This is a genomic window from Enterobacter sp. SLBN-59, assembly GCF_024807915.1.
Lineage (GTDB): Bacteria > Pseudomonadota > Gammaproteobacteria > Enterobacterales > Enterobacteriaceae > Enterobacter > Enterobacter asburiae_B.
The window spans coordinates 778,110-797,977 of the sequence record NZ_JANUFI010000001.1; the positions used below are offsets into that span (position 1 = coordinate 778,110).

At 57.2% G+C, this 19,868-nt stretch carries 19 protein-coding genes; 6 read left to right on the forward strand and 13 right to left on the reverse strand.

The annotated features are described in order from the left end of the window. Positions 1–5 precede the first annotated feature (5 nt). From urtD to M2422_RS03675, 6 genes are all read right to left on the reverse strand, one after another. Positions 6–803 carry an urea ABC transporter ATP-binding protein UrtD gene (urtD, locus tag M2422_RS03650; RefSeq protein ID WP_023311769.1) on the reverse strand — a complete coding sequence of 266 codons (798 nt, stop codon included), beginning with the start codon at positions 801–803 and terminating at the stop codon, positions 6–8. Continuing rightward, on the reverse strand, positions 803–1,876 hold the full coding sequence (urtC, locus tag M2422_RS03655; RefSeq protein ID WP_064672494.1) for an urea ABC transporter permease subunit UrtC: 1,074 nt from the start codon (positions 1,874–1,876) through the stop codon (positions 803–805). The genes urtD and urtC overlap by 1 nt, the downstream gene beginning before the upstream one ends. Beyond that, on the reverse strand, positions 1,876–3,450 hold the full coding sequence (gene urtB, locus M2422_RS03660; RefSeq protein ID WP_064672493.1) for an urea ABC transporter permease subunit UrtB: 1,575 nt from the start codon (positions 3,448–3,450) through the stop codon (positions 1,876–1,878). Before urtB ends, urtC begins: the two co-directional genes overlap by 1 nt. Positions 3,451–3,472: 22 nt before the next feature. Beyond that, positions 3,473–4,744, reverse strand: coding sequence for an urea ABC transporter substrate-binding protein (gene urtA, locus M2422_RS03665; protein WP_033145526.1), 1,272 nt, complete (start codon positions 4,742–4,744; stop codon positions 3,473–3,475). A gap of 202 nt (positions 4,745–4,946) precedes the next feature. Continuing rightward, positions 4,947–6,050: a cobalamin-independent methionine synthase II family protein gene (locus M2422_RS03670; protein ID WP_064672492.1), complete on the reverse strand. Its 1,104-nt coding sequence runs from the start codon at positions 6,048–6,050 to the stop codon at positions 4,947–4,949. 156 nt (positions 6,051–6,206) lie between these two features. After that, positions 6,207–6,620: a rhodanese-like domain-containing protein gene (locus M2422_RS03675; RefSeq protein WP_047060853.1), complete on the reverse strand. Its 414-nt coding sequence runs from the start codon at positions 6,618–6,620 to the stop codon at positions 6,207–6,209. Positions 6,621–6,693: 73 nt separating this feature from the next. On the opposite strand from M2422_RS03675, the gene ftrA reads away from it, so the two are divergent. Together ftrA and M2422_RS03685 are read left to right on the forward strand one after the other, a co-directional pair. Next, complete coding sequence (gene ftrA, locus M2422_RS03680; protein WP_167819207.1) at positions 6,694–7,701, forward strand: transcriptional regulator FtrA; 1,008 nt, start codon at positions 6,694–6,696, stop codon at positions 7,699–7,701. Positions 7,702–8,179: 478 nt separating this feature from the next. Next, entirely contained in the window at positions 8,180–8,716 is a 537-nt protein-coding gene (locus M2422_RS03685; protein WP_064672490.1) for a dihydrofolate reductase family protein, read from the forward strand. Between the two features lie 164 nt (positions 8,717–8,880). Here M2422_RS03685 and M2422_RS03690 read toward each other — a convergent pair whose 3' ends face one another. Next, on the reverse strand, positions 8,881–9,243 hold the full coding sequence (locus M2422_RS03690) for a hypothetical protein (protein ID WP_033145521.1): 363 nt from the start codon (positions 9,241–9,243) through the stop codon (positions 8,881–8,883). A 245-nt stretch (positions 9,244–9,488) separates the two neighbouring features. On the opposite strand from M2422_RS03690, the gene M2422_RS03695 reads away from it, so the two are divergent. Next, entirely contained in the window at positions 9,489–9,719 is a 231-nt protein-coding gene (locus M2422_RS03695; RefSeq protein ID WP_033145520.1) for a DUF2554 family protein, read from the forward strand. Here M2422_RS03695 and M2422_RS03700 read toward each other — a convergent pair whose 3' ends face one another. Next, complete coding sequence (locus tag M2422_RS03700) at positions 9,720–11,684, reverse strand: U32 family peptidase (RefSeq protein ID WP_064672489.1); 1,965 nt, start codon at positions 11,682–11,684, stop codon at positions 9,720–9,722. It abuts the gene before it with no gap. 80 nt (positions 11,685–11,764) lie between these two features. Next, positions 11,765–12,292, reverse strand: a complete 528-nt coding sequence (locus M2422_RS03705; protein ID WP_023311758.1) for a helix-turn-helix domain-containing protein — start codon at positions 12,290–12,292, stop codon at positions 11,765–11,767. 92 nt (positions 12,293–12,384) lie between these two features. On the opposite strand from M2422_RS03705, the gene M2422_RS03710 reads away from it, so the two are divergent. Beyond that, complete coding sequence (locus M2422_RS03710) at positions 12,385–13,551, forward strand: benzoate/H(+) symporter BenE family transporter (protein ID WP_064672488.1); 1,167 nt, start codon at positions 12,385–12,387, stop codon at positions 13,549–13,551. Here M2422_RS03710 and M2422_RS03715 read toward each other — a convergent pair. Then, the gene (locus M2422_RS03715; RefSeq protein ID WP_032657103.1) at positions 13,531–14,403 is read right to left on the reverse strand and encodes a helix-turn-helix transcriptional regulator; all 873 of its coding nucleotides are present in this window, start codon (positions 14,401–14,403) and stop codon (positions 13,531–13,533) included. The genes M2422_RS03710 and M2422_RS03715 overlap by 21 nt on opposite strands. A 173-nt stretch (positions 14,404–14,576) precedes the next feature. Here M2422_RS03715 and M2422_RS03720 point away from each other — a divergent pair, with 173 nt between their 5' ends. Beyond that, positions 14,577–15,473: a DMT family transporter gene (locus M2422_RS03720; protein ID WP_064672487.1), complete on the forward strand. Its 897-nt coding sequence runs from the start codon at positions 14,577–14,579 to the stop codon at positions 15,471–15,473. A 34-nt stretch (positions 15,474–15,507) separates the two neighbouring features. Here the strand turns inward: M2422_RS03720 and M2422_RS03725 are convergent, their stop codons facing one another. Both M2422_RS03725 and M2422_RS03730 read right to left on the reverse strand, forming a co-directional pair. Further along, a complete protein-coding gene (locus M2422_RS03725; protein WP_047060838.1) occupies positions 15,508–16,182 on the reverse strand; it encodes a DUF3313 domain-containing protein in 675 nt (224 codons plus the stop codon). 135 nt (positions 16,183–16,317) lie between these two features. Next, positions 16,318–17,913 (reverse strand): ABC transporter substrate-binding protein, encoded by a 1,596-nt coding sequence (locus tag M2422_RS03730; RefSeq protein ID WP_064672486.1) that lies wholly within the window; start codon positions 17,911–17,913, stop codon positions 16,318–16,320. A 111-nt stretch (positions 17,914–18,024) separates the two neighbouring features. On the opposite strand from M2422_RS03730, the gene pepT reads away from it, so the two are divergent. Next, the gene (gene pepT, locus M2422_RS03735; protein WP_064672485.1) at positions 18,025–19,254 is read left to right on the forward strand and encodes a peptidase T; all 1,230 of its coding nucleotides are present in this window, start codon (positions 18,025–18,027) and stop codon (positions 19,252–19,254) included. On the opposite strand, the gene tehB is transcribed toward pepT, so the two are convergent. Continuing rightward, positions 19,251–19,847 (reverse strand): tellurite resistance methyltransferase TehB, encoded by a 597-nt coding sequence (gene tehB, locus M2422_RS03740; protein ID WP_155739938.1) that lies wholly within the window; start codon positions 19,845–19,847, stop codon positions 19,251–19,253. The two genes, pepT and tehB, sit on opposite strands and share 4 nt — an antisense overlap. Positions 19,848–19,868: the final 21 nt, after the last annotated feature.

Here is a 19,868-nt window from a genome sequence, read left to right on the forward strand (position 1 = left end):
GCTCCTTAGCGCCCCAGATAGACCTCAATCACCTGCTCGTTAGCCTGCACCTCGCGAAGCGAGCCTTCCGCCAGCACGCGTCCCTGATGCAGCACCGTCACGTGGTCGGCGATGGTCTCAACAAAGCCCATATCGTGCTCCACCACCATCAGGGAGTGCTTACCCGCCAGCGTTTTGAACAGCTCGGCGGTGTATTCCGTTTCCGCGTCGGTCATCCCGGCGGCCGGTTCATCCAGCAGCAGCAGGTGCGGGTCCTGAACCAGCAGCATACCGATCTCCAGAAACTGTTTTTGCCCGTGCGAAAGCAGCCCGGCGCGGCGGTCGCGCTCGCTGCTAAGGCGCAGCAAAACCAGCATCTCATCGATGCGGTCGCGCTGTTCACCGTTGAGTTTTGCCCGCAGGCTCGCCCAGACGGATTTATCGGTTTTCATGGCGATCTCCAGGTTTTCCCACACCGTCAGCGCTTCAAAAACCGTGGGCTTCTGGAATTTACGCCCGATCCCCTGGCGGGCAATGGCCGCGGGCTCCAGCGCGGTCAGGTCGATAGACTGATCGTAAATCGCCCTCCCGCTCTTTGGCCGCGTTTTGCCGGTGATGACGTCCATCAGCGTGGTTTTACCGGCGCCGTTAGGGCCAATCACGCAGCGCAGCTCGCCCACGCCGATATTCAGCGACAGATCGGTCAGGGCCTGAAAACCATCAAAATTGACGTTAATGGCCTCAAGCTGCAGCACCGGGTCGGTCTGTTCACGGTAACGATCGCCCGGCAACTGGCGGGTAAATAACCCTTCGGCTGGCTGCATTATTTATCTCCCTTTCGAAACAGACCGTAGACGCCGCGCGGTAAAAACAGCGTGACGGCGATGAAAATCAGCCCCAGGAACAGCTGCCAGTATTCCGGCATCGCGACGGTGAAGAAGCTCTTGGCGCCGTTCACCAGCGCCGCGCCAATCACCGGCCCGACCAGCGTGCCGCGCCCGCCCAGCGCCACCCAGATTGCCGCTTCTATTGAGTTCGTCGGCGACATTTCACCGGGGTTGATAATGCCTACCTGCGGGACGTACAGCGCCCCCGCCAGGCCGCACAGCACGGCTGAGAGCGTCCATACCAGCAGCTTGAACCCGCGCGGATCGTAGCCGCAAAACGTCAGGCGGTTTTCGGCGTCGCGAACGGCGGTCAGGATGCGGCCAAACTTGCTCTTCGCCAGCGCAAATCCGGTGCCTAACGCCAGGAGCAGCAACAGCACGGTCGCCAGAAACAGCGCGATACGGGTGGTCGTTTCCGTTACCGAAAACCCGAGCAGCGTGGTGAAGCCGGTAAAGCCGTTATTGCCGCCAAAACCGGTTTCGTTGCGAAAGAACAGCAGCATCCCGGCATAGGTCAGCGCCTGGGTCATAATCGAGAAATAGACCCCTTTGATCTTTGAGCGGAAGGCGAACCAGCCGAACACCAGCGCCAGCAGGCCCGGCACCATCACAATCAGCACCAGCGCCCAGGCAAAATGCTGGGTTCCCCACCAGAACCACGGCAGCTCGCTCCATGAGAGAAACGACATAAACGCAGGAAGACCGTCACCCGCAGCCTGGCGCATCAGGTACATGCCCATCGCGTAGCCGCCCAGGGCGAAGAAGATGCCGTGCCCAAGAGAGAGCATCCCGGCGTAGCCCCACACCAGATCCAGCGCCACCGCAACGATGGCATAGCAGAGGATCTTGCCAATCAGCGTCAGCATCCAGGTCGACAGCGCCAGCGGATGCGTCGCAGGCAGTAAGGCGAAAAACGGTAATATCAGCAGACACACCACCAGCAGGCTGCCTGCAAGTTGCGTTGTGCGCGGCGCTTTGCGCGCCAGCGTTAAGGTCAGCGGCTGGCTCATCAGTCAATCACCCTCCCTTTCAGCGCAAACAGCCCCTGAGGGCGTTTTTGAATAAACAGCACGATCGCCACCAGAATCACGATCTTGCCCAGCACCGCCCCCATCTGCGGTTCAAGAATTTTATTGAAGATACCCAGACTAAACGCCGCGGCCACGCTGCCTGCCAGCTGGCCTACGCCACCGAGCACGACCACGAGGAAGGAGTCAATAATGTAGCCCTGACCCAGCTCCGGCCCGACGTTACCGAGCTGCGATAGCGCCACGCCGCCTAACCCGGCAATTCCTGAGCCAAGCCCAAACGCCAGCATATCGACGCGGCCTGTCGGTACCCCGCAGCAGGCGGCCATGCTGCGGTTCTGCGTCACCGCACGCACGTTGAGCCCCAGACGGGTTTTATTCAGAATGAGCCAGGTAAAGAACAGCACCAGCAGCACGAAGCCCAGCACCACGATGCGGTTCCACGGCAGCGTCAGGTTGGCAAAAACCTGCACCCCGCCGGACAGCCATGCCGGGTTGGCCACCTCCAGGTTCTGGGCGCCAAAGGTCATGCGCACTAGCTGAATGAGCATCAGGCTGATCCCCCACGTTGCCAGCAGCGTTTCCAGCGGACGACCGTACAGATGGCGGATCACGGTGCGCTCCAGCACCATCCCGATGCCCGCCGTCAGGCAGAACGCGACTGGAAGCGCGATAACGGGATAGAGCGCCAGCCACTGGGGTGCAAGCCCGGCCATCGCCTGCTGCACCATCCAGGTGGCATACGCCCCCAGCATCAGCATCTCACCGTGCGCCATATTGATGACGCCCAGCAGGCCGTAGGTGATGGCAAGCCCCAGCGCCGCCAGCAGCAGCACCGACCCCAGAGAGAGCCCCATGAACGCCTGGCCCAGCAGATCGCCCCACATCAGTCGATGCTGGATCTGGCTCAGGCTCTCCTGCGCGGCGGCGCGCACCCCGGCATCCGGCTCTGTCTGTGCCTGGGTAAACGGGGTAAGTCTGGACTCCACGTCCGGATCGTCGGACTGCCCTAATAACTCGACGGCCTTGCGGCGCACCTCTGCCTGCGGGCTGGCTAGCTGGAGATTCGCCACCGCCAGTAAAAGCGCCTGACGTGCCACCGCGTCCGTTTCATCCTTTACCCGCTTTTCCAGAAAAGCGAGCATTCCGGGCTGGGCATCCCGTTGAAGCTGACGGGCTGCGGCCCGCCTTTCTGTGACACTGTCACTCACCAGCTGATGCGTAGCGATAGCCGTGGCGGCCAGCACGCGCAGCCGGTTGGTCAGACGAACGGCTTTGGTTGCCCCTTCGGTCGACTTAGCGTCACCGAGCGAAACCATTTGACCGTTGCGCTGCGCAAAGGCGTGCTTTTGACTGTCGGTATACAGGTTTTCTTTTTGCAGTGCCTGCAGCAGCGGCAGCCTCAAGGCGTCCGGCGCGGCGGCCCACTGCGTCAGCAACTCTGCCTGCTGGCTGCGGCTGGCGGCAACAAAACGATCGGCATCCGATGCCTGCGCCATCCCTGGCAGCAGTCCGGAAAGCCATACAAGAGCGATGAACATGCGCATGGCGTTCATGACGTTTCTCCCTGGTGATGGCTTAGTTGCTGGCGGTTTTCATCGGCTGGTCGGGCTTTTTATCGTTACCGGCGATGAACGGGCTCCACGGCTGGGCGCGTACCGGCTGTTCCGTCTGCCACACCACGTTGAACTGACCGTTGCCTTCGATTTCGCCGATCATGACCGGCTTATGCAGATGGTGGTTGGTGGCATCCATGGTGAGCGTAAAGCCTGACGGCGCCTTAAAGGACTGGCCAGCCATCGCCGCACGCACTTTATCCACGTCGGTAGTACCCGCTTTTTCCACCGCCTGCGCCCACATATGAATCCCCACGTAAGTCGCTTCCATCGGGTCGTTGGTCACCACGGTATCGGCGTTCGGCAGCTTATGCGCCTTCGCATAGGCTTTGTAATCCGCCACGAAGGCCTGGTTGGTCGGGTTATCCACGGATTCGAAGTAGTTCCACGCCGCGAGGTTGCCGACCAGCGGTTTGGTGTCGATCCCGCGCAGCTCTTCTTCGCCCACGGAGAACGCCACCACCGGCACGTCGGTCGCCTTCAGCCCCTGGTTAGCCAGCTCTTTATAGAACGGTACGTTGGAATCGCCGTTGATGGTCGACACCACGGCGGTTTTGCCGCCCGCGGAGAATTTCTTGATGTTAGCGACAATGGTCTGGTAGTCGCTATGACCGAACGGGGTGTAAACCTCCTCGATGTCCTTATCCTCCACCCCTTTCGAATGCAGGAAAGCGCGCAGGATCTTGTTGGTGGTGCGCGGATAAACATAGTCCGTACCCAGCAGGAAGAAGCGCTTCGCCGCGCCGCCGTCTTCGCTCATCAGGTATTCCACCGCCGGGATGGCCTGCTGGTTCGGCGCGGCGCCGGTATAGAAGACGTTTGGCGACATCTCTTCGCCTTCATACTGCACCGGATAAAACAGCAGACCGTTCAGCTCCTCGAAGACCGGCAGCACGGATTTGCGCGATACCGACGTCCAGCAGCCGAATACCACCGCCACTTTATCCTGACTTAACAGCTGGCGCGCCTTCTCGGCAAACAGCGGCCAGTTTGAGGCGGGATCCACCACCACCGGCTCCAGTTTTTTACCCAGCACGCCGCCTTTCGCGTTGATCTCGTCGATGGTCATCAGCGCGACGTCTTTCAGCGGCGTTTCGGAGATGGCCATGGTGCCGGAAAGAGAATGCATGATCCCCACTTTGATGGTATCGGCCGCCTGCACGCCAAAACTCATTCCCATCGTCACGACGGACGCGGATAACGCAAAGGCTTTTAATAAGGTACGACGCTGCATATTTTCACTCCTGAAAAAGAACGCTGTGCGAAAACGTCCGTTACGGCGTGGACGCGGAAAAAAATGTGTCAGCGAAGCAGGAGCAAAAAGGATGCCAGAATGGAGGTAGCGCTATTTCTGGAGGGGGAACGCGGGATGTAAAGAGAACGTCTCAGAATGGCACAGCGCTGCACTTTTATAATGCAGCGCTGTGGAAGAGGCTTTACCAGACTTCGCTGGCGATCTGCGTGACCAGACGGACTTTATCCCACTGCTGGGATTCGCTCAGGCTGTTGCCCTCTTCGGTAGAGGCAAAGCCGCACTGCGGGCTGAGGCAAATTTGCTCTTTTGCCACGTATTTCGCCGCCTCTTCCAGACGGGCTTTAATCCCCTCCGGGTTCTCCAGCTCGCCGTTTTTCGTGGTGATCAGGCCCAGCACCACCTGCTGCTTGCCCGGGCGAACGAAGCGCAATGGCGCGAAATCCCCGCTGCGGTCGTTGTCGTATTCAAGGAAGAACGCGTCAACGTTGACCGTCCCGAACAGCACTTCCGCCACCGGCTCATAGCCGCCTTCGGAAATCCAGGTTGAACGGAAGTTACCGCGGCAGACGTGCAGGCCGATGGTCAGATCGTCCGGCTTGCCTTCCAGCGCCTTGTTCAGGACACGGGCATAGATGCGTGCCAGCTCATCGGCATCGTCACCGCGCTCGCGGATCTGACGGCGCTGATCGTCCGAACAGAGATAGGCCCAGACGGTGTCGTCCAGCTGCAGGTAACGGCAGCCCGCGTCGTAAAATGCGCGGATGGCGTCGCGCCAGGTGGTCGCCAGATCGTCGAAATAGTCATTCAGATCCGGGTAGACCGTCGCATCGATGTCTTTACGGCCGCCGCGGAAATGGAGCACGCTCGGGCTGGGAATGGTCATCTTCGGCTGAGCATTGCCGCTGATGCTTTTCAGGTAACGGAAATCTTCGAGCATCGGGTGGTCGCCAAAGCCCAGCTTGCCGGTGACGCGCACGCCGTGGGCTTTGGTTTGTACCCCGTTGAACTGAATGCCCTGCTGCGAATCGTAACGCTCAACGCCCTGCAGACCGTCGAAGAAGTCGAAGTGCCACCAGGCACGGCGGAATTCACCGTCGGTGACCACATGCAGGCCGCACGCACACTGCTGCTCAACGACGTGGCGAATGGCATCATCCTCTACCGCGCGAAGCTGTCCGGCGTCAATTTCGCCGCTGGCGAACTTCAGGCGAGCCTCTTTGATGGCATCCGGGCGTAAAAAACTGCCGACTACATCGGCGCGGTACGGGGCGTGCTGTCGTTGCATGGAAATCTCCTCAGTCTGCCGGCGATAATTGCCAGCAGTGATAATTCATTATTTGAATATTTAGACTTCTGGATGTCTAAATGTCCAAAAAAGATGTCATACCTGTCCTGTTCCGGCAAACGAGAAAATTTCACGGGTGTTGAAAAAAATTCATCTTCACAGGGCGACGGCGGTTTCGCTGCTGGCAAAGGCGAACTTTTCATCCTCCCAGCCGGTGATCCCCCCGAGCATGATTTTGACCGGCAGCCCGAGGCGCGCCAGCTTCAGCGCGGCTCTGTCCGCGCCGTTACAGTGCGGCCCTGCGCAGTAAACGACGAACAGCGTGCCTTCAGGCCATTGGGCCATGCGCTCGGCGGTCATCTGGCTCCGCGGCAGGTGCAGTGCGCCGGGCACGTGACGGCGGGCAAACTGCTCCGGGCTGCCCACCACGTGCAGCAGCACGAAGTCCTGCTCATTATTGGCGATGGCGTGATGCACATCCGCGCAGTCGGTTTCAACGCTCAGGCGGCGCAGAAAATGGGTAACGGCTTCCTGCGGCTCGGCAGCCGGAAATTCAGTAACATAGCTCATGATCCTTCCTCATCTTTGGCGTTTGTGTTAACACTACTCTATCCACAAATTCAGCCCGTGAATGCGTTCGCTTATGCCAGAAAACAGCAAAAAGATGACAAACTTAAGACAAATTGCCCGCCCGCAGGTGGTCGTGCTGGCGTATGACGGTCTGTGTACCTTTGAGTTTGGCGTAGCGGTGGAGATCTTCGGCCTGCCGCGTCCCGAGCTTGGCGATGAATGGTATCGTTTTGCGGTGGCGAGCGTGGACAGCGGTGAACTTCGGGCAACTGGCGGGATCCGCATCGTTACCGATGGTGATTTAAGCCTGCTTGCGTCTGCGGACCTGATTGTGGTTCCCGGCTGGCGGGGGCTGGATTCACCGGTTCCGGACGCGCTCTGCGAGGCACTACGCCAGGCCAGCGCGCGAGGATGCCGGCTGCTCTCCATCTGTTCGGGGGTGTTTGTGCTGGCCGCTACGGGGCTGCTGAACGGCCGCAAAGCCACAACCCACTGGCGCTACATTGACGCGCTGAAAGCCCGCTACCCTGACATCGACGTGGTTGAGGATGTGCTCTACCAGGACGAAGGCGATATTCTGACGTCTGCGGGCAGCGCGGCGGGAATCGATCTCTGTCTGCACGTGGTGCGGCGGGATTATGGCATGGAAACCGCCAACAGCGTGGCGCGTCGGCTGGTCATTCCCCCTCACCGGGATGGTTCACAGCCACAGCAGCTGAGCCGCCCGGTAGCCCAGCTGCGGGAAAGCCAGCGTCTCGGCCAGCTGTTTGACTTTCTGCACACGCATCTTATCGAGGCGCACAGCGTCGACTCCCTGGCGCGTCGGGTCGGAATGAGCCAGCGCACCTTCCTTCGTCGCTTCGAGGCGGCAACGGGGACGACGCCCGCGCGCTGGTTAATCAATGAGCGCCTGCTGAGAGCAAAAGATTATCTGGAAAGCAGCCGGTTGAGCATCGACAGCATCGCTGAACAGACCGGGTTTGGTCAGGCGTCGACACTGCGTCATCATTTTCGCCAGCAGTTCGCGCTTTCCCCGGCTCAGTATCGCAAACAATTTTCACGTCCGGGTACTGCTCGCTAACGGTTGAGGGTTCCCCACAAAATAATGCCTGCACGGACGCCCCCCTCTCCCTTGAGGGAGAGGGCTGGGGTGAGGGGGAACATACGGCTCTGGTGGTCATTCCGTTCACTTTATGTTCCTTGCTATTCTTTAACGACATAACCTGTGAACGTGCCAGGGTGGCTCAATCGCCACCACCCTGGCGACCCGGGCTCCCGGCGGTAAATCGCCGCTTCGCGGTGCCCTCAGCTTATTCCTTCAGGCTATCGGGTCGGGCATGAGCCTGCATCCCTGCAGGCCACGCCCTCTCGGCGCATCCCTGCGCCTCGCCCCTGCCTTATGGAAACGCTTCGGCGATTTACAGCCGGACCAGGGCATCGCTGTAAGTCTGTCATTATTCTGAAGACAGTCTTATTGCTTCAGAATACACGTTTACAAAGGGGCCCCTCTCCGCTAAGAGGAAGATTCATTTTTTAATTTTCGTAATACGGAGCACCTGATGGTCACTACACACGTTTTTATCGCGGTTAGTCTTGATGGCTACATCGCCCGACAGAATGACGATATCGACTGGCTGCTGCAGCGAGACGATCCCGCAGAAGATCATGGCTATGAGGCGTTCATCGCGGACAAAGAGTGGATCGTGATGGGCCGGGGTAGCTATGAGAAGGTACTGACCTTTGACGCATGGCCTTATGAACGGCCCGTGCTGGTACTCTCCCGACAGCTGGCCGGTACGCCCGTGCCGGAGGCGCTGAAGGGAAAAGTGCAGTTCTCTTGCCGCACGCCAAAGGAGGTGCTGGACGATCTCGCTGCGCAGAACGTTCATCGGGTCTATCTCGATGGCGGACAGGTGATCCAGTCATTCCTGCGCGAAGGGCTGGTGGCCGATATGGTGATCGCTACCGTTCCTGTCCTGCTCGGAGCGGGAAAACCGCTGTTCGGAACCCTTCCTCAGGATATCGATTTAACGCTTGTATCAAGCCGCAGTTTCCCTTCGGGTCTGGTGCAGTCACATTATCGGCTGATGCCATAAAACCATCGCGACGGCCTGCGCAAAAAAAAACCGCCAATAACTGGCGGTAAATGCTTGCATGGATAGATTTGTGTTTTGGTCTCTACGTCCCGACACTCCGTGGCCGGGCTGCGGATCCCTTACAACCTAACACCTGTTGTCTTAACGAACGCTAAACAACCTTATTAACCTGCATGAGTATTGATCTGCAAATAACGCATAAGCCCCTGCTCAGCGCTCTGTTTTGCGTCGTCATTAAGGGCTTCAAGATAAAAGGAACGGGCGACACCATAAGGTGCTTTTTCAGAGGGATACACCGCAAACTGGAATGTTTTTCCTCTTGCCTGATGAGTACAATCTAATTCCCAGCGCCGATCGTTTATTTTTTTGCTGGAGCAGGCAACGCCACCATAATCGCTGGTTAAATAGGAACCCACGCGAATTTCCGCAGAACGAATATATTCTGGTTCGTCATTACCTGCATAACGAATCCCTGCAGCGGCCACAACAGCAACCGCCAGAAGCGCAAGCGCTATTATTTTTTTCATTTAGAAATGACCTGTTCCTTAGCCAGAGACTAACTATTATATAAGGTTTATCCTTAATGCAAATATCTAATTGAGGTCCAGAAATGATACTTTACAAAGCGTCATGGTTTTTTTAGGAAATATCTTAGCCGTAATTCCGAACCCACATTATTTGACATTTTCTTTTCGCTAATTTTAATTTTTGAATAATAACCCTAAAAAATAATCGACATGATTATCCCGCATTCTTTTTCAGCGGTGAATCCATGATTAAAAAAGGGTTATCTTTCGTCATGCTTATCTGTGCGCTGTTTTCCGGCCAGCTTATGGCCGGGCACAAAGGACACGAATATTTATTGGTCAAGAATGTGGCGCATCAGCTTCGTCATGAAGCCGACAGCGATGAGTTGCGAAGCGCTGCGGAAGAGTCGGCGGAGGGTTTGCGCGAGCACCACCTGTGGCAGAAGTCGCGCAAACCGGACACGCACGTTCGGTAATTAGCTGCCCTTGCGTTTCGGCAGCGTTTTCATCAGATCGTCCGGACTGACGGACGCCACGATACTGCCGGGCTGCGGCATTTTGAAGATGTGGTTTTTCATCTTACCAATCACATGCATTTCGCAAGGACGGCAGTCGAACTTGAGGGTCAGAACCTCATCGCCGTTTACCAGCTGCATGGGGGTGGCCTTCCAGCTCTTAATGTTCCCTTTCGCCTGCTTAGGACACAGGTTAAACGCAAAGCGCAGGCAGTGCTTGGTGATCATCACCGGCACATCGCCCTTCTCTTCATGCGCTTCATAGGCTGCGTCGATCAGCTGCACGCCGTGGCGATGATAGAATTCACGCGCTTTATGGTTGTAGACGTTGGCGAGGAAGGATAAATGGGTGTCCGGGTAGACTGGCGCAGGGACGGTTTCCGCTTTACGGCTTCCGCGCGGATACTGCGCCAGGCGCGCGGCATCCAGCATCTCTGCCGTTTCACGGCGGAACTGGTTAAGCAGGCTGTTTGGCACGAACAGCGCGTCCGGCAGCGCCACGTCGATCGCGCGCGCGTAGTAGATCGTCTGGCCCAGCTTCGCCACGCCATCCTTCAGGCTGTTAAGCGCTTTTTCGGCGTTGTTTGCCACCTCGAAATGACCATCAAGCGTATGCGTCACGCTGATGCCGTCTTCGCAGGTCATGGTCAGAATCAGCTGCTCTTCCCAGCCGCCCAGCTCAATGTCCACGGCGATACGACGTTCGCTGGAGGTTTTCAGCAGCGCCTGCTGCCAGTTATGATCGAGATTACGGTTAAGCGCCGCGTTCGGCCGAGCCTTGTAGAGATCGGCGGGCATTTCATTCGGCCAGACGCGGTAGCGGTTCTCGCCGGTTTTCTCGACCATATTGGCACGGAAGCCCACGACCTCACGCTTAATCATCACGTTAAGGCCATCGCCGTTCGCCAGCGGTTCCGTCACTTCGACATCAAGGTGATCTTTCGCCACTTTCAGCACTTCGCCCACCGGTAAACCGATAAACTTCGGTGAGTCAAACGCGCCGATATCCCCTTTACGGGCATTCACAAAATAGTCCGTGCTGCCGCGGTGGAACGTTTTGTCCGTCGACGGAATAAAGAAATGTTCGGTGCGCCCGGCCGACGCGCGCGCCAGGTCACCGCGATCTTCGATGATGGCGTCCAGCATCTGGCGATAGTGCGCGGTGATGTTCTTCACGTAGCTCATATCTTTGTAGCGCCCTTCAATCTTGAAGGAACGCACGCCCGCGTCGATCAGCGCGCCCAGGTTGGCCGTCTGATCGTTATCCTTCATGGAGAGCAGGTGTTTTTCGAACGCCACGACGCGGCCCCGATCGTCTTTCAGGGTATACGGCAGGCGGCAGGCCTGAGAACAGTCGCCGCGGTTGGCGCTGCGGCCCGTCTGCGCGTGGGAAATATTGCACTGACCGGAGTAAGCCACGCACAGCGCGCCGTGGATAAAGAATTCGATCGTCGCGTCTGTCGCCTGGTGAATATCGCGGATCTGATTCAGGTTCAGCTCGCGCGCCAGAACGATCTGCGAAAAGCCGACGTCGGAGAGAAACTTCGCCTTCTCGACCGTGCGGATATCGCACTGGGTACTGGCATGCAGTTCAATGGGCGGAATATCCAGCTCAAGCACGCCCATATCCTGGACGATCAGGGCATCAATGCCGGCCTGGTAGAGATCGGTAATCAGACGTTGCGCAGGCTCCAGCTCATCATCATGAAGAATGGTGTTCAGGGTCACGAACACTTTCGCCCCGAAGCGGTGGGCGAACGGCACCAGTTCAGCAATATCGCTCAGGCTGTTGCTGGCGTTATGGCGGGCACCGAAGCCCGGGCCGCCAATGTAGACGGCATCAGCGCCGTGAAGGATCGCTTCACGGGCAATGGCGGCGTCGCGGGCCGGGCTTAAAAGTTCAAGATGATGGGATTGCAGGCGCATACTTCGTCGTTATCCGTTATGGTCAAAATGGCGGCTATTGTAGTCAGAAGTATGCGCCAGCGAAACAGTTTTGCGTAGCGTCAGCGGGGATAATGAATCAGGGAGTGAAAATGCACCGTCCGGTCGCTGCTGTTGCGGTAGGCGTGCGGTTTATCGCCGGCGAAACGGACGCCCGAATCGGCAGAAATCGTCTGCCACGTGCCGTCAAGCTTCATCTCCAGCTCGCCGCTGACCACCACCACATGTTCAATCACCCCGGCCTCATGCGGCGTGGATTCACTCAGCGCGCCGGGTGCCAGCGTGATGGAGAAATAATCAAACCCGAGCGTCTCGTCCCACGGAAAAAGCGGTTTGACCACCATCGCCTGCTGCTGCGGGTCAAACACCGCCTGCCGGTCCGCCTCTGGCGTGATGAACGCGGAAAACGGCACGTTCAGCCCGGTGGCAATTTTCCACAGCGTCGACACCGTCGGGCTGGATTCATTGCGCTCGATTTGTCCCAGCATCGCTTTTGACACGCCGGTCTCGTCCGCGAGCTTCGATAAACTCCAGCCGCGCGCCTGGCGCAGCGTTTTCAGCGTTGTTGCAAGGTGTAGTGTGATGTCCATAGTCCCTCCTGATGGCGATCAGCATACCACTTGTACGCTATAGCGCACAGTGTTACCTTATATCGGACGTTATAACGCACAACGGAGTTTTCATGCGCCCTTCCTCTCACTTTGTTCCAGTCGCCCTGGCTGGATTTGTCGCCGTGCTGGTCGGTTACGCCAGCTCGGCCGCCATCATCTGGCAGGCTGCCGCGGCGGCTGGTGCCAGCGCACAGCAGATCGCAGGCTGGATGACCGCGCTGGGGATCGGGATGGGGGTCAGCACGCTGGCGCTTTCCTGGTGGTACAAAGCGCCGGTGCTGACCGCCTGGTCAACGCCCGGCGCGGCGCTGCTCGCCACCAGCCTGCACGGCGTAACGCTGCCGGAAACGATCGGCGTGTTCATCTTTGCTAACGCGCTCATTTTACTTTGCGGCATCACCGGGCTCTTCGCCCGTCTGATGAGGCTGATCCCCCATTCGCTTGCTGCCGCCATGCTGGCAGGCGTGTTGCTGCAGTTTGGCCTGCACGCGTTTGCGCATCTTGAGGGGCACTTTCTGCTGTGCGGCAGCATGATTGCGGCGTGGCTGATAGCAAAAGCGCTGGCACCGCGCTACGCCATCGTGGTCACGCTGCTGGTCGGCGGTATCGTGGCATGGGCGGGCGGTGACGTTGTCACTGATAAGCTCACGCTCTCGCTTGTGATGCCTGAGTTTATCGCCCCCACGTTCACCTTCACCAGCCTGGTGAGTATTGGCGTGCCCTTCTTCCTGGTGACTATGGCCTCACAAAACGCGCCGGGGTTCGCCACGATGAAAGCCTCCGGTTATCCGCTGGCGGTCTCGCCGCTCATCATCGTTACGGGAGCGCTGGCGCTGTTGTTATCCCCTTTTGGCGTCTTTTCTATCTGCATCGCGGCCATTACTGCCGCCATTTGTCAAAGCCCGGATGCGCATCCGGATGCCGGTAAACGCTGGCTGGCGGCCATCGCAGCCGGAGGATTTTATCTGCTGGCGGGGATTTTCGGCGGCTCGATTACCGGGCTGATGGCCGCTCTGCCGCTCAGCTGGATCCAGACGCTCGCCGGTCTGGCACTGCTGGGCACCATTAGCGGGAGTTTATATCAGGCACTGAGCCACGAGGCGGAGCGCGACGCGGCCATCGTCACGTTCCTGATGACCGCGAGCGGCGTCACGATCCTCGGCATCGGTTCGGCATTCTGGGGGCTGGTGCTGGGCGGCGTGTGCTATGCCCTGTTTTCACGCGCTCGCCGCGCGTAGCTGCGAAGGCGTCATGCCCGTCGCGCTGCGAAAGCGGTTGCTGAAGTGGCTGGCGGAGTTAAACCCGCAGGCAAGCGCGATGTCCGTTAGCGGCGTCGCCGTGTTCTGCACCAGCGCCTTCGCTTTTTCCATTCGCCTCTGCATCACGTACTGATGCGGCGCCAGCCCCGTCGACTGGCGGAACATGCGGGCAAAATGGTATTCGCTGAGGGCGGCCTGCGCCGCCAGTTCAGCCAGCGTCAGAGGTTGCCCGAGGTTCTCTTCGATAAAGGCCAGCACGTTACGCAGTACGAATGGCGATAGCCCGCCGGTGACGACCGGCAGCTTCCACTGAACGTTAGAGTAGTTTTGCAGCAGATGGGTCAGGAGCAGCGTAGAGGCCGTGCTAAGGGTGAGCTGGTTAGCGTGCTGCTGCCAGTCGCAGCCGAGCAAAAACTGGCGATACAGCGCGGTGATTTTCGGATCGCTACCAAAAATGCGCTCGTCGAGCGTCAGCGAAAGCGGTCGCTTGTCCCAGATCTTTTCCCCCACGTCGCGCAGGTGTTCATCGGTGCAGTAGAGATGCACAAACGACAGGTCATCACGGATATCCCACGTCGATTCGCTCTCTTTTGGCATCAAGCAGAAGCGGTCCGGCCCCCCGCCGTTCTTCCAGCCGCCCGGCGTTTTTTGGTAGCTTTCGTAGCCGTCCGCCACGTACAGGCTCAGAGTATGGTGGTTACTTTTTACCGTTATCGTATCGTGCTTGTTGTACCACGCTGCCAGCTGAATGCCCGAATTCAGCGAGACGGTTTCCCGCAGGACCGCATTCTGTTGGCAAAGCGTTTCAAAGGTATCGTAAGCGTGAGACATGACCGTAAGCGCGTGATTGACTGGAATATCAGTCTAAGAAGAGTTGTCTCCCGTTGCCAGCCCCCGGGAAAGAAAAAAGCGCAAGATTTTGCAAGTCGACCGCAAGCCGGTGAAAGCCCCTGACCGATCTCAGCGGCATACTGCGGGCTTCCGTGGTTTGAGAAGAGAAAAATATGAACGCATTATTATACGGACTGGTGGTGGTCATCTGGGGAACCACCTGGATTGCGATTTTCCTGCAGCAGGGTCCCGTAGCGGCGCCCGTCTCTATTTTCTGGCGTTTCGCCGTCGCCAGCCTCACGATGATGGTGGTATTAATCGCCCTGCGCCGCCTGCGCCAGCTGGCGCTGCGGGATCACCTTTTTTGTATGCTCCAGGGATGCTGCGTTTTCTGCTTTAACTTCTGGTGTTTTTACGCCGCAGCCTCGCACATCAACACCGGGCTGGAATCGGTGATCTTCTCCATGGCCGTGCTCTATAACGCCATTAACAGCTTTATCTTCTTCGGGCAGCGCCCGCCCGCGCGTTTCTGGACGGCGGCGGCACTGGGCCTGACTGGGATCGTCACCCTCTTCTGGGACGATCTGCTGGCCAGCGGCTGGAGCGCGTCGCTCCTGACCGGAATTGGTCTCTCCGCGCTCGGCACCTACGGCTTCTCGCTGGGCAATATGATCAGCATGCGTCACCAGCGCAAAGGCCTTGAAACCATGGCCACCAACGCCTGGGCGATGCTCTACGGTACGCTGGTGATGGGCTGCATTGCCCTGGTCAGAGGCGACAGCTTCGCGCCAGAGTGGACCGTCAGCTACATTGGCGCGCTGCTCTATCTGGCCGTGTTTGGTTCGGTGATTGCCTTTGGCGCCTACTTCACGCTGGTGGGACGTATCGGTCCGGGCAAAGCGGCCTACAGTACGCTGCTCTTCCCGCTGGTGGCGCTGTCCATTTCTACGGTGTATGAAGGCTACGTCTGGCATATCAACGGTATTGTGGGGTTATTGCTGATTCTGGGGGGAAATATGGTGATGTTTACCAAACCAGAAACCTGGTTCAGACGCTTACGAATGGCGTAAATAAAAAGGCCTGCATTACGCAGGCCGTTTTATTTTATTTCGCGGTCTTTTTCACATCAAACATGGTGGCGTCCGTCGCCATGTCATCAACAACCTGCTTCAGCGTTGCAAAGGTCATCGGCGTACTTTCGTTGGTCAGATCTTTACCTTCGCCTTTACGCACCACTTTCATGACCGGTTTGTTGGTGGCCGCATCGATCAGTTCGCCTTCAAAGAAGAGATGCGTATCCATGGTGCGATGCCCGGTTGCCATCTGCGTACCGGCTACCACCAGCGCGACCGGCACCACTTCATAGAACTGCAGACCTTCTTTCTGCGAACTCACCCCGGTAATTGCACCGCGGAAAATCAGGCTGTGTTTACCCGGCGTGGTCACAACTGGCTTACGGGTACCAATAGCGGTTTTCATTTTGTTATTGGTGTAATTCAACAGCTCATCAAGCGTTTTTTGACCAATTTGAGTGGTCGGTTTAGGCGCAGGATAATAAGTAATCGGCGTCCAGAGAATACTGTCGTAATTAGCTTCGTTATAAGAAGGATCAACCCAACGCAGCGTTGGTTTACCCGTCGCAGACGTCGTCTGCTGCAAGCCTGAATAGTCTTTTAAAAAGCCAGAATATTGTTCGGGAGCCGCGACTTTTGAAGAACAGCCCGCCAACGCCAACAGACCAGTAAGCACTGCAACTTTAAAAAAAGTTTGAGTACGCATGATAGTTTTCCATGTTATCTGCAAGTATGCATTTGAAGTTATAGCAAAAGACCGGCGGGTTTGTTGTGACAAAAAATGATGCGGAGAGCACAAATTGCGAAATGACTGCCCGGAAGCGTGCCGGGCAGTGAAAAATTACTGATTTATATCCAGTTGCCAGAACAGATGTTTGCCAAACGGGTCAATTTCATAGCCCGTCACCTCCTTGCGCACCGGTTCGAAAATGGTTGAATGCGCAATCATCACCGCCGGCATTTGATCATGCATTATTTGCTGAGCCTCTTTATACAGCACCACGCGTTTATCGCGATCGGTGGTTGATTTTGCTTCCGCAATAATGTTATCGAAGGGCTTATAGCACCATTTCGCCGAATTTGAGCCACCGTTTGCCGAGGTACAGGTAAATAGCGGACCAAAGAAGTTGTCGGGATCGCCCGTTGCGGTCGTCCAGCCCATCAGCGCGGCCTGATGTTCCCCGCCCTTCACGCGTTTCAGATATTCGCCCCACTCGTAGGTGACGATTTTGGTCTGTACGCCGATTTTCGCCCAGTCGGCCTGAATCATCTCCGCCATGCGTTTCGCATTTGGATTGTACGGACGCTGCACCGGCATCGCCCACAGGTCGACGCTCACGCCGTTGGCAAAACCGGCCTCTTTCAGCAGCGCTTTCGCCTTTTCAGGATCGTAATCGTAATCCTTAAGCTCGCTGTCTGCGCTCCAGACGCCCGGCGGCAGCAGGTTCTTCGCCGCAGTGCCGGTGCCGTGGAAAACCGCATCAATAATGGCCGGCTTATTGATGGCCATCGCCAGCGCCTGACGGACTTTTACGTTATCCAGCGGCGGCTTTTGGGTATTGAACGCCAGAAAGCCGGTATTCAGTCCGGCTTTGCTCATCAGGTTGATGTCTTTGTTCGCCTTCATGCGCGGCAGGTCCGCCGGGTTCGGGAACGGCATCACCTGACATTCGTTCTTCTCAATTTTGGCAAACCGCACGGAGGCATCCGGCGTGATGCTAAACACCAGCCGATCCAGCTTCGATTTCCCCTGCCAGTATTCGTCGAACGCCGTAAACAGGATCCGCGAATCCTTCTGATACTGCGCCAGCTTAAACGGCCCGGTACCTATAGGCTCCATATCCACCTTCTCCGGCGTGCCCGCTTTGAGCATCGCGTCGGCATATTCAGCGGACAGGATCGAGGCAAAATACCATGCCAGATCGGCGACAAACGGCGCTTCCGGGTGCGCCAGGGTAAAGCGAACGGTGTGGTCATCAACTTTATCAATGCCGGTAATCAGGCTGCCAAACTCCAGACTTTCGAAGTTGGAATAGCTACCGTTAGAGACGTTGTGATACGGATGATTCACGTCTTTCTGGCGCATAAACGAGAAAATCACGTCGTCGGCGTTAAAGTCGCGGGTCGGCGTGAAGGATTTATTGCTCTGGAATTTGACGCCTTTACGCAGATGGAAGGTGTAAACCTTGCCGTCGTCGCTCACCTCCCAGCGCTCCGCCAGGCTTGGCACCAGCTCCGTGGTGCCGGGTTTGAAATCAACCAGCCGGTTATAGACCGGCACGGCGCTGGCGTCCACGCTGGTTCCCGAGGTGTATAGCTGAGGATTAAAGTTTTCCGGCGATCCCTCGGAGCAATACACCAGCGTTTTCGCGGCGACGGTGGAACTGACCGTGAGTGCAGCAAGCGCCAGCGTTATAGTTGTGAGTTTGCTTTTCATCATTTATTCCTGTCTTTTTAATTCGACGGCTAATTAATTCTTTTGCCATTTCATAAATAACATTAAAGTGATGTGGCAAACACCTGAAAAATAAATAAGGAATAAATCACTATGGGCTCGCCGCTTTCCAGACAATTAACGCACCGTTTTTTCCGCTATCTCGCGATCACCAGCCAGAGCGATCCCAAAGTCAAAACCCTGCCCTCAACGCCGGGCCAGCACGACATGGCGCGGGAGCTGGCGCAGGAGCTGGCACAGCTGGGGTTAGACGACATTGTGATTGATGAATTTGCTACGGTAACGGCGGTAAAAAAAGGCAACGTGCCCGGCGCGCCGCGCATCGGCTTTATTACCCATATTGATACCGTGGACGTGGGATTATCACCGGATATTCATCCACAAATATTAACCTTTACCGGTGAAGATCTCTGTCTGAATAAAGAGAAAGACATCTGGCTGCGGGTTAAAGAGCATCCTGAAATTCTGGCTTATCCTAATGAGGAGATTATTTTCAGCGACGGAACCAGCGTATTGGGCGCGGATAATAAATCGGCGGTCACGGTGGTCATGACGGTGCTGGAAAACCTGACGGCGGAACATCAGCACGGGGATATCGTCGTGGCGTTTGTGCCTGACGAAGAGATCGGCCTGAACGGTGCAAAAGCGCTGGACCTTAAGCGCTTTGACGTCGACTTCGCCTGGACCATCGACTGCTGCGAGCTGGGAGAAATTGTCTACGAGAATTTTAATGCGGCAGCCGCTGAAATCCGCTTTACCGGCGTAACGGCGCACCCGATGTCCGCCAAAGGCGTGCTGGTGAATCCCCTGCTGATGGCGACTGACTACATCAACCATTTTGACCGCCAGCAAACGCCGGAGTGCACCGAGGGACGTGAGGGCTATATCTGGTTTAACGGCATTCAGGCCGGTCAGAACGAGGCCATTCTTAAGGCCAATATCCGGGACTTTGACAAGGACAGCTTTGCCGCGCGCAAGCAGCAGATTGCCGACGTAGCCGCGCTGATTGCCGCCCAACATCCAACGGCCAGGGTGGACTATCGCATTGAAGATACCTACAGCAATATCAGCAATGCGATTGGTGAAGACAGGCGCGCCATCGATCTGATGTTCGAGGCAATGGAATCACTCGGCATCACGCCGAAGCCGACGCCCATGCGCGGCGGTACCGACGGCGCGGCGCTCTCGGCAAAAGGGCTGCTCACGCCGAACTTCTTCACCGGCGCGCATAACTTCCACTCGAAGTTTGAATTCCTGCCGCTGTCGTCGTTCGAGGCGTCTTACAACACCGCCCTGCAGATCTGCCTGCTTGCTGCCCGCTAAGCGGGCTTGCGCGCCAGCATCGTGGCAAAGCGCAGCTTGATGCGGTTGCCGTTTTCGTCGGTGCGGTGCAGTTCGCCAACGTCTTCGTTGTATTTGAGCAACTCCCAGCCTTCGTAGTAGTTGCTCAGCTCACCGCTTTTGAACGCAAACGGGAAGCCGACGGTGCACGGGTAATCCGCCGTGTCCATCGCGGCAACAATCAGGTTGTAGCCGCCGGGCCTGGTGCAGCGCTGCATGTTGGCGATAAGTCCCGGGATGGTTTTTGACTCCAGGAACATCAGCACCACGGTGGAGAGAATGAAATCGTACTCGCCGTCAAAACTGAGGTTGTTGAGATCTTTAATCGCCGTGTGGAGGTTATCGATCCCTTCTTCCGCCTTAATGCGCTCGATATTCTCGATGCTCATCGGGTTCTTGTCCCATGCGGTCACCTCGTAACCGTTGGCCGCCAGATAAAGGCTGTTGCGGCCGTTGCCGCAGCCCAGATCCAGCGTTTTGCCCGGTTTAATCCTTGCCGCACTGAACAGCACCTCTGAATGGGTGCGGGTTAAGCCATATTTCTCTGTGAAGTAATTCTCATCAACGGTCATTATTTTTTTTCCTGAGCCTGCATA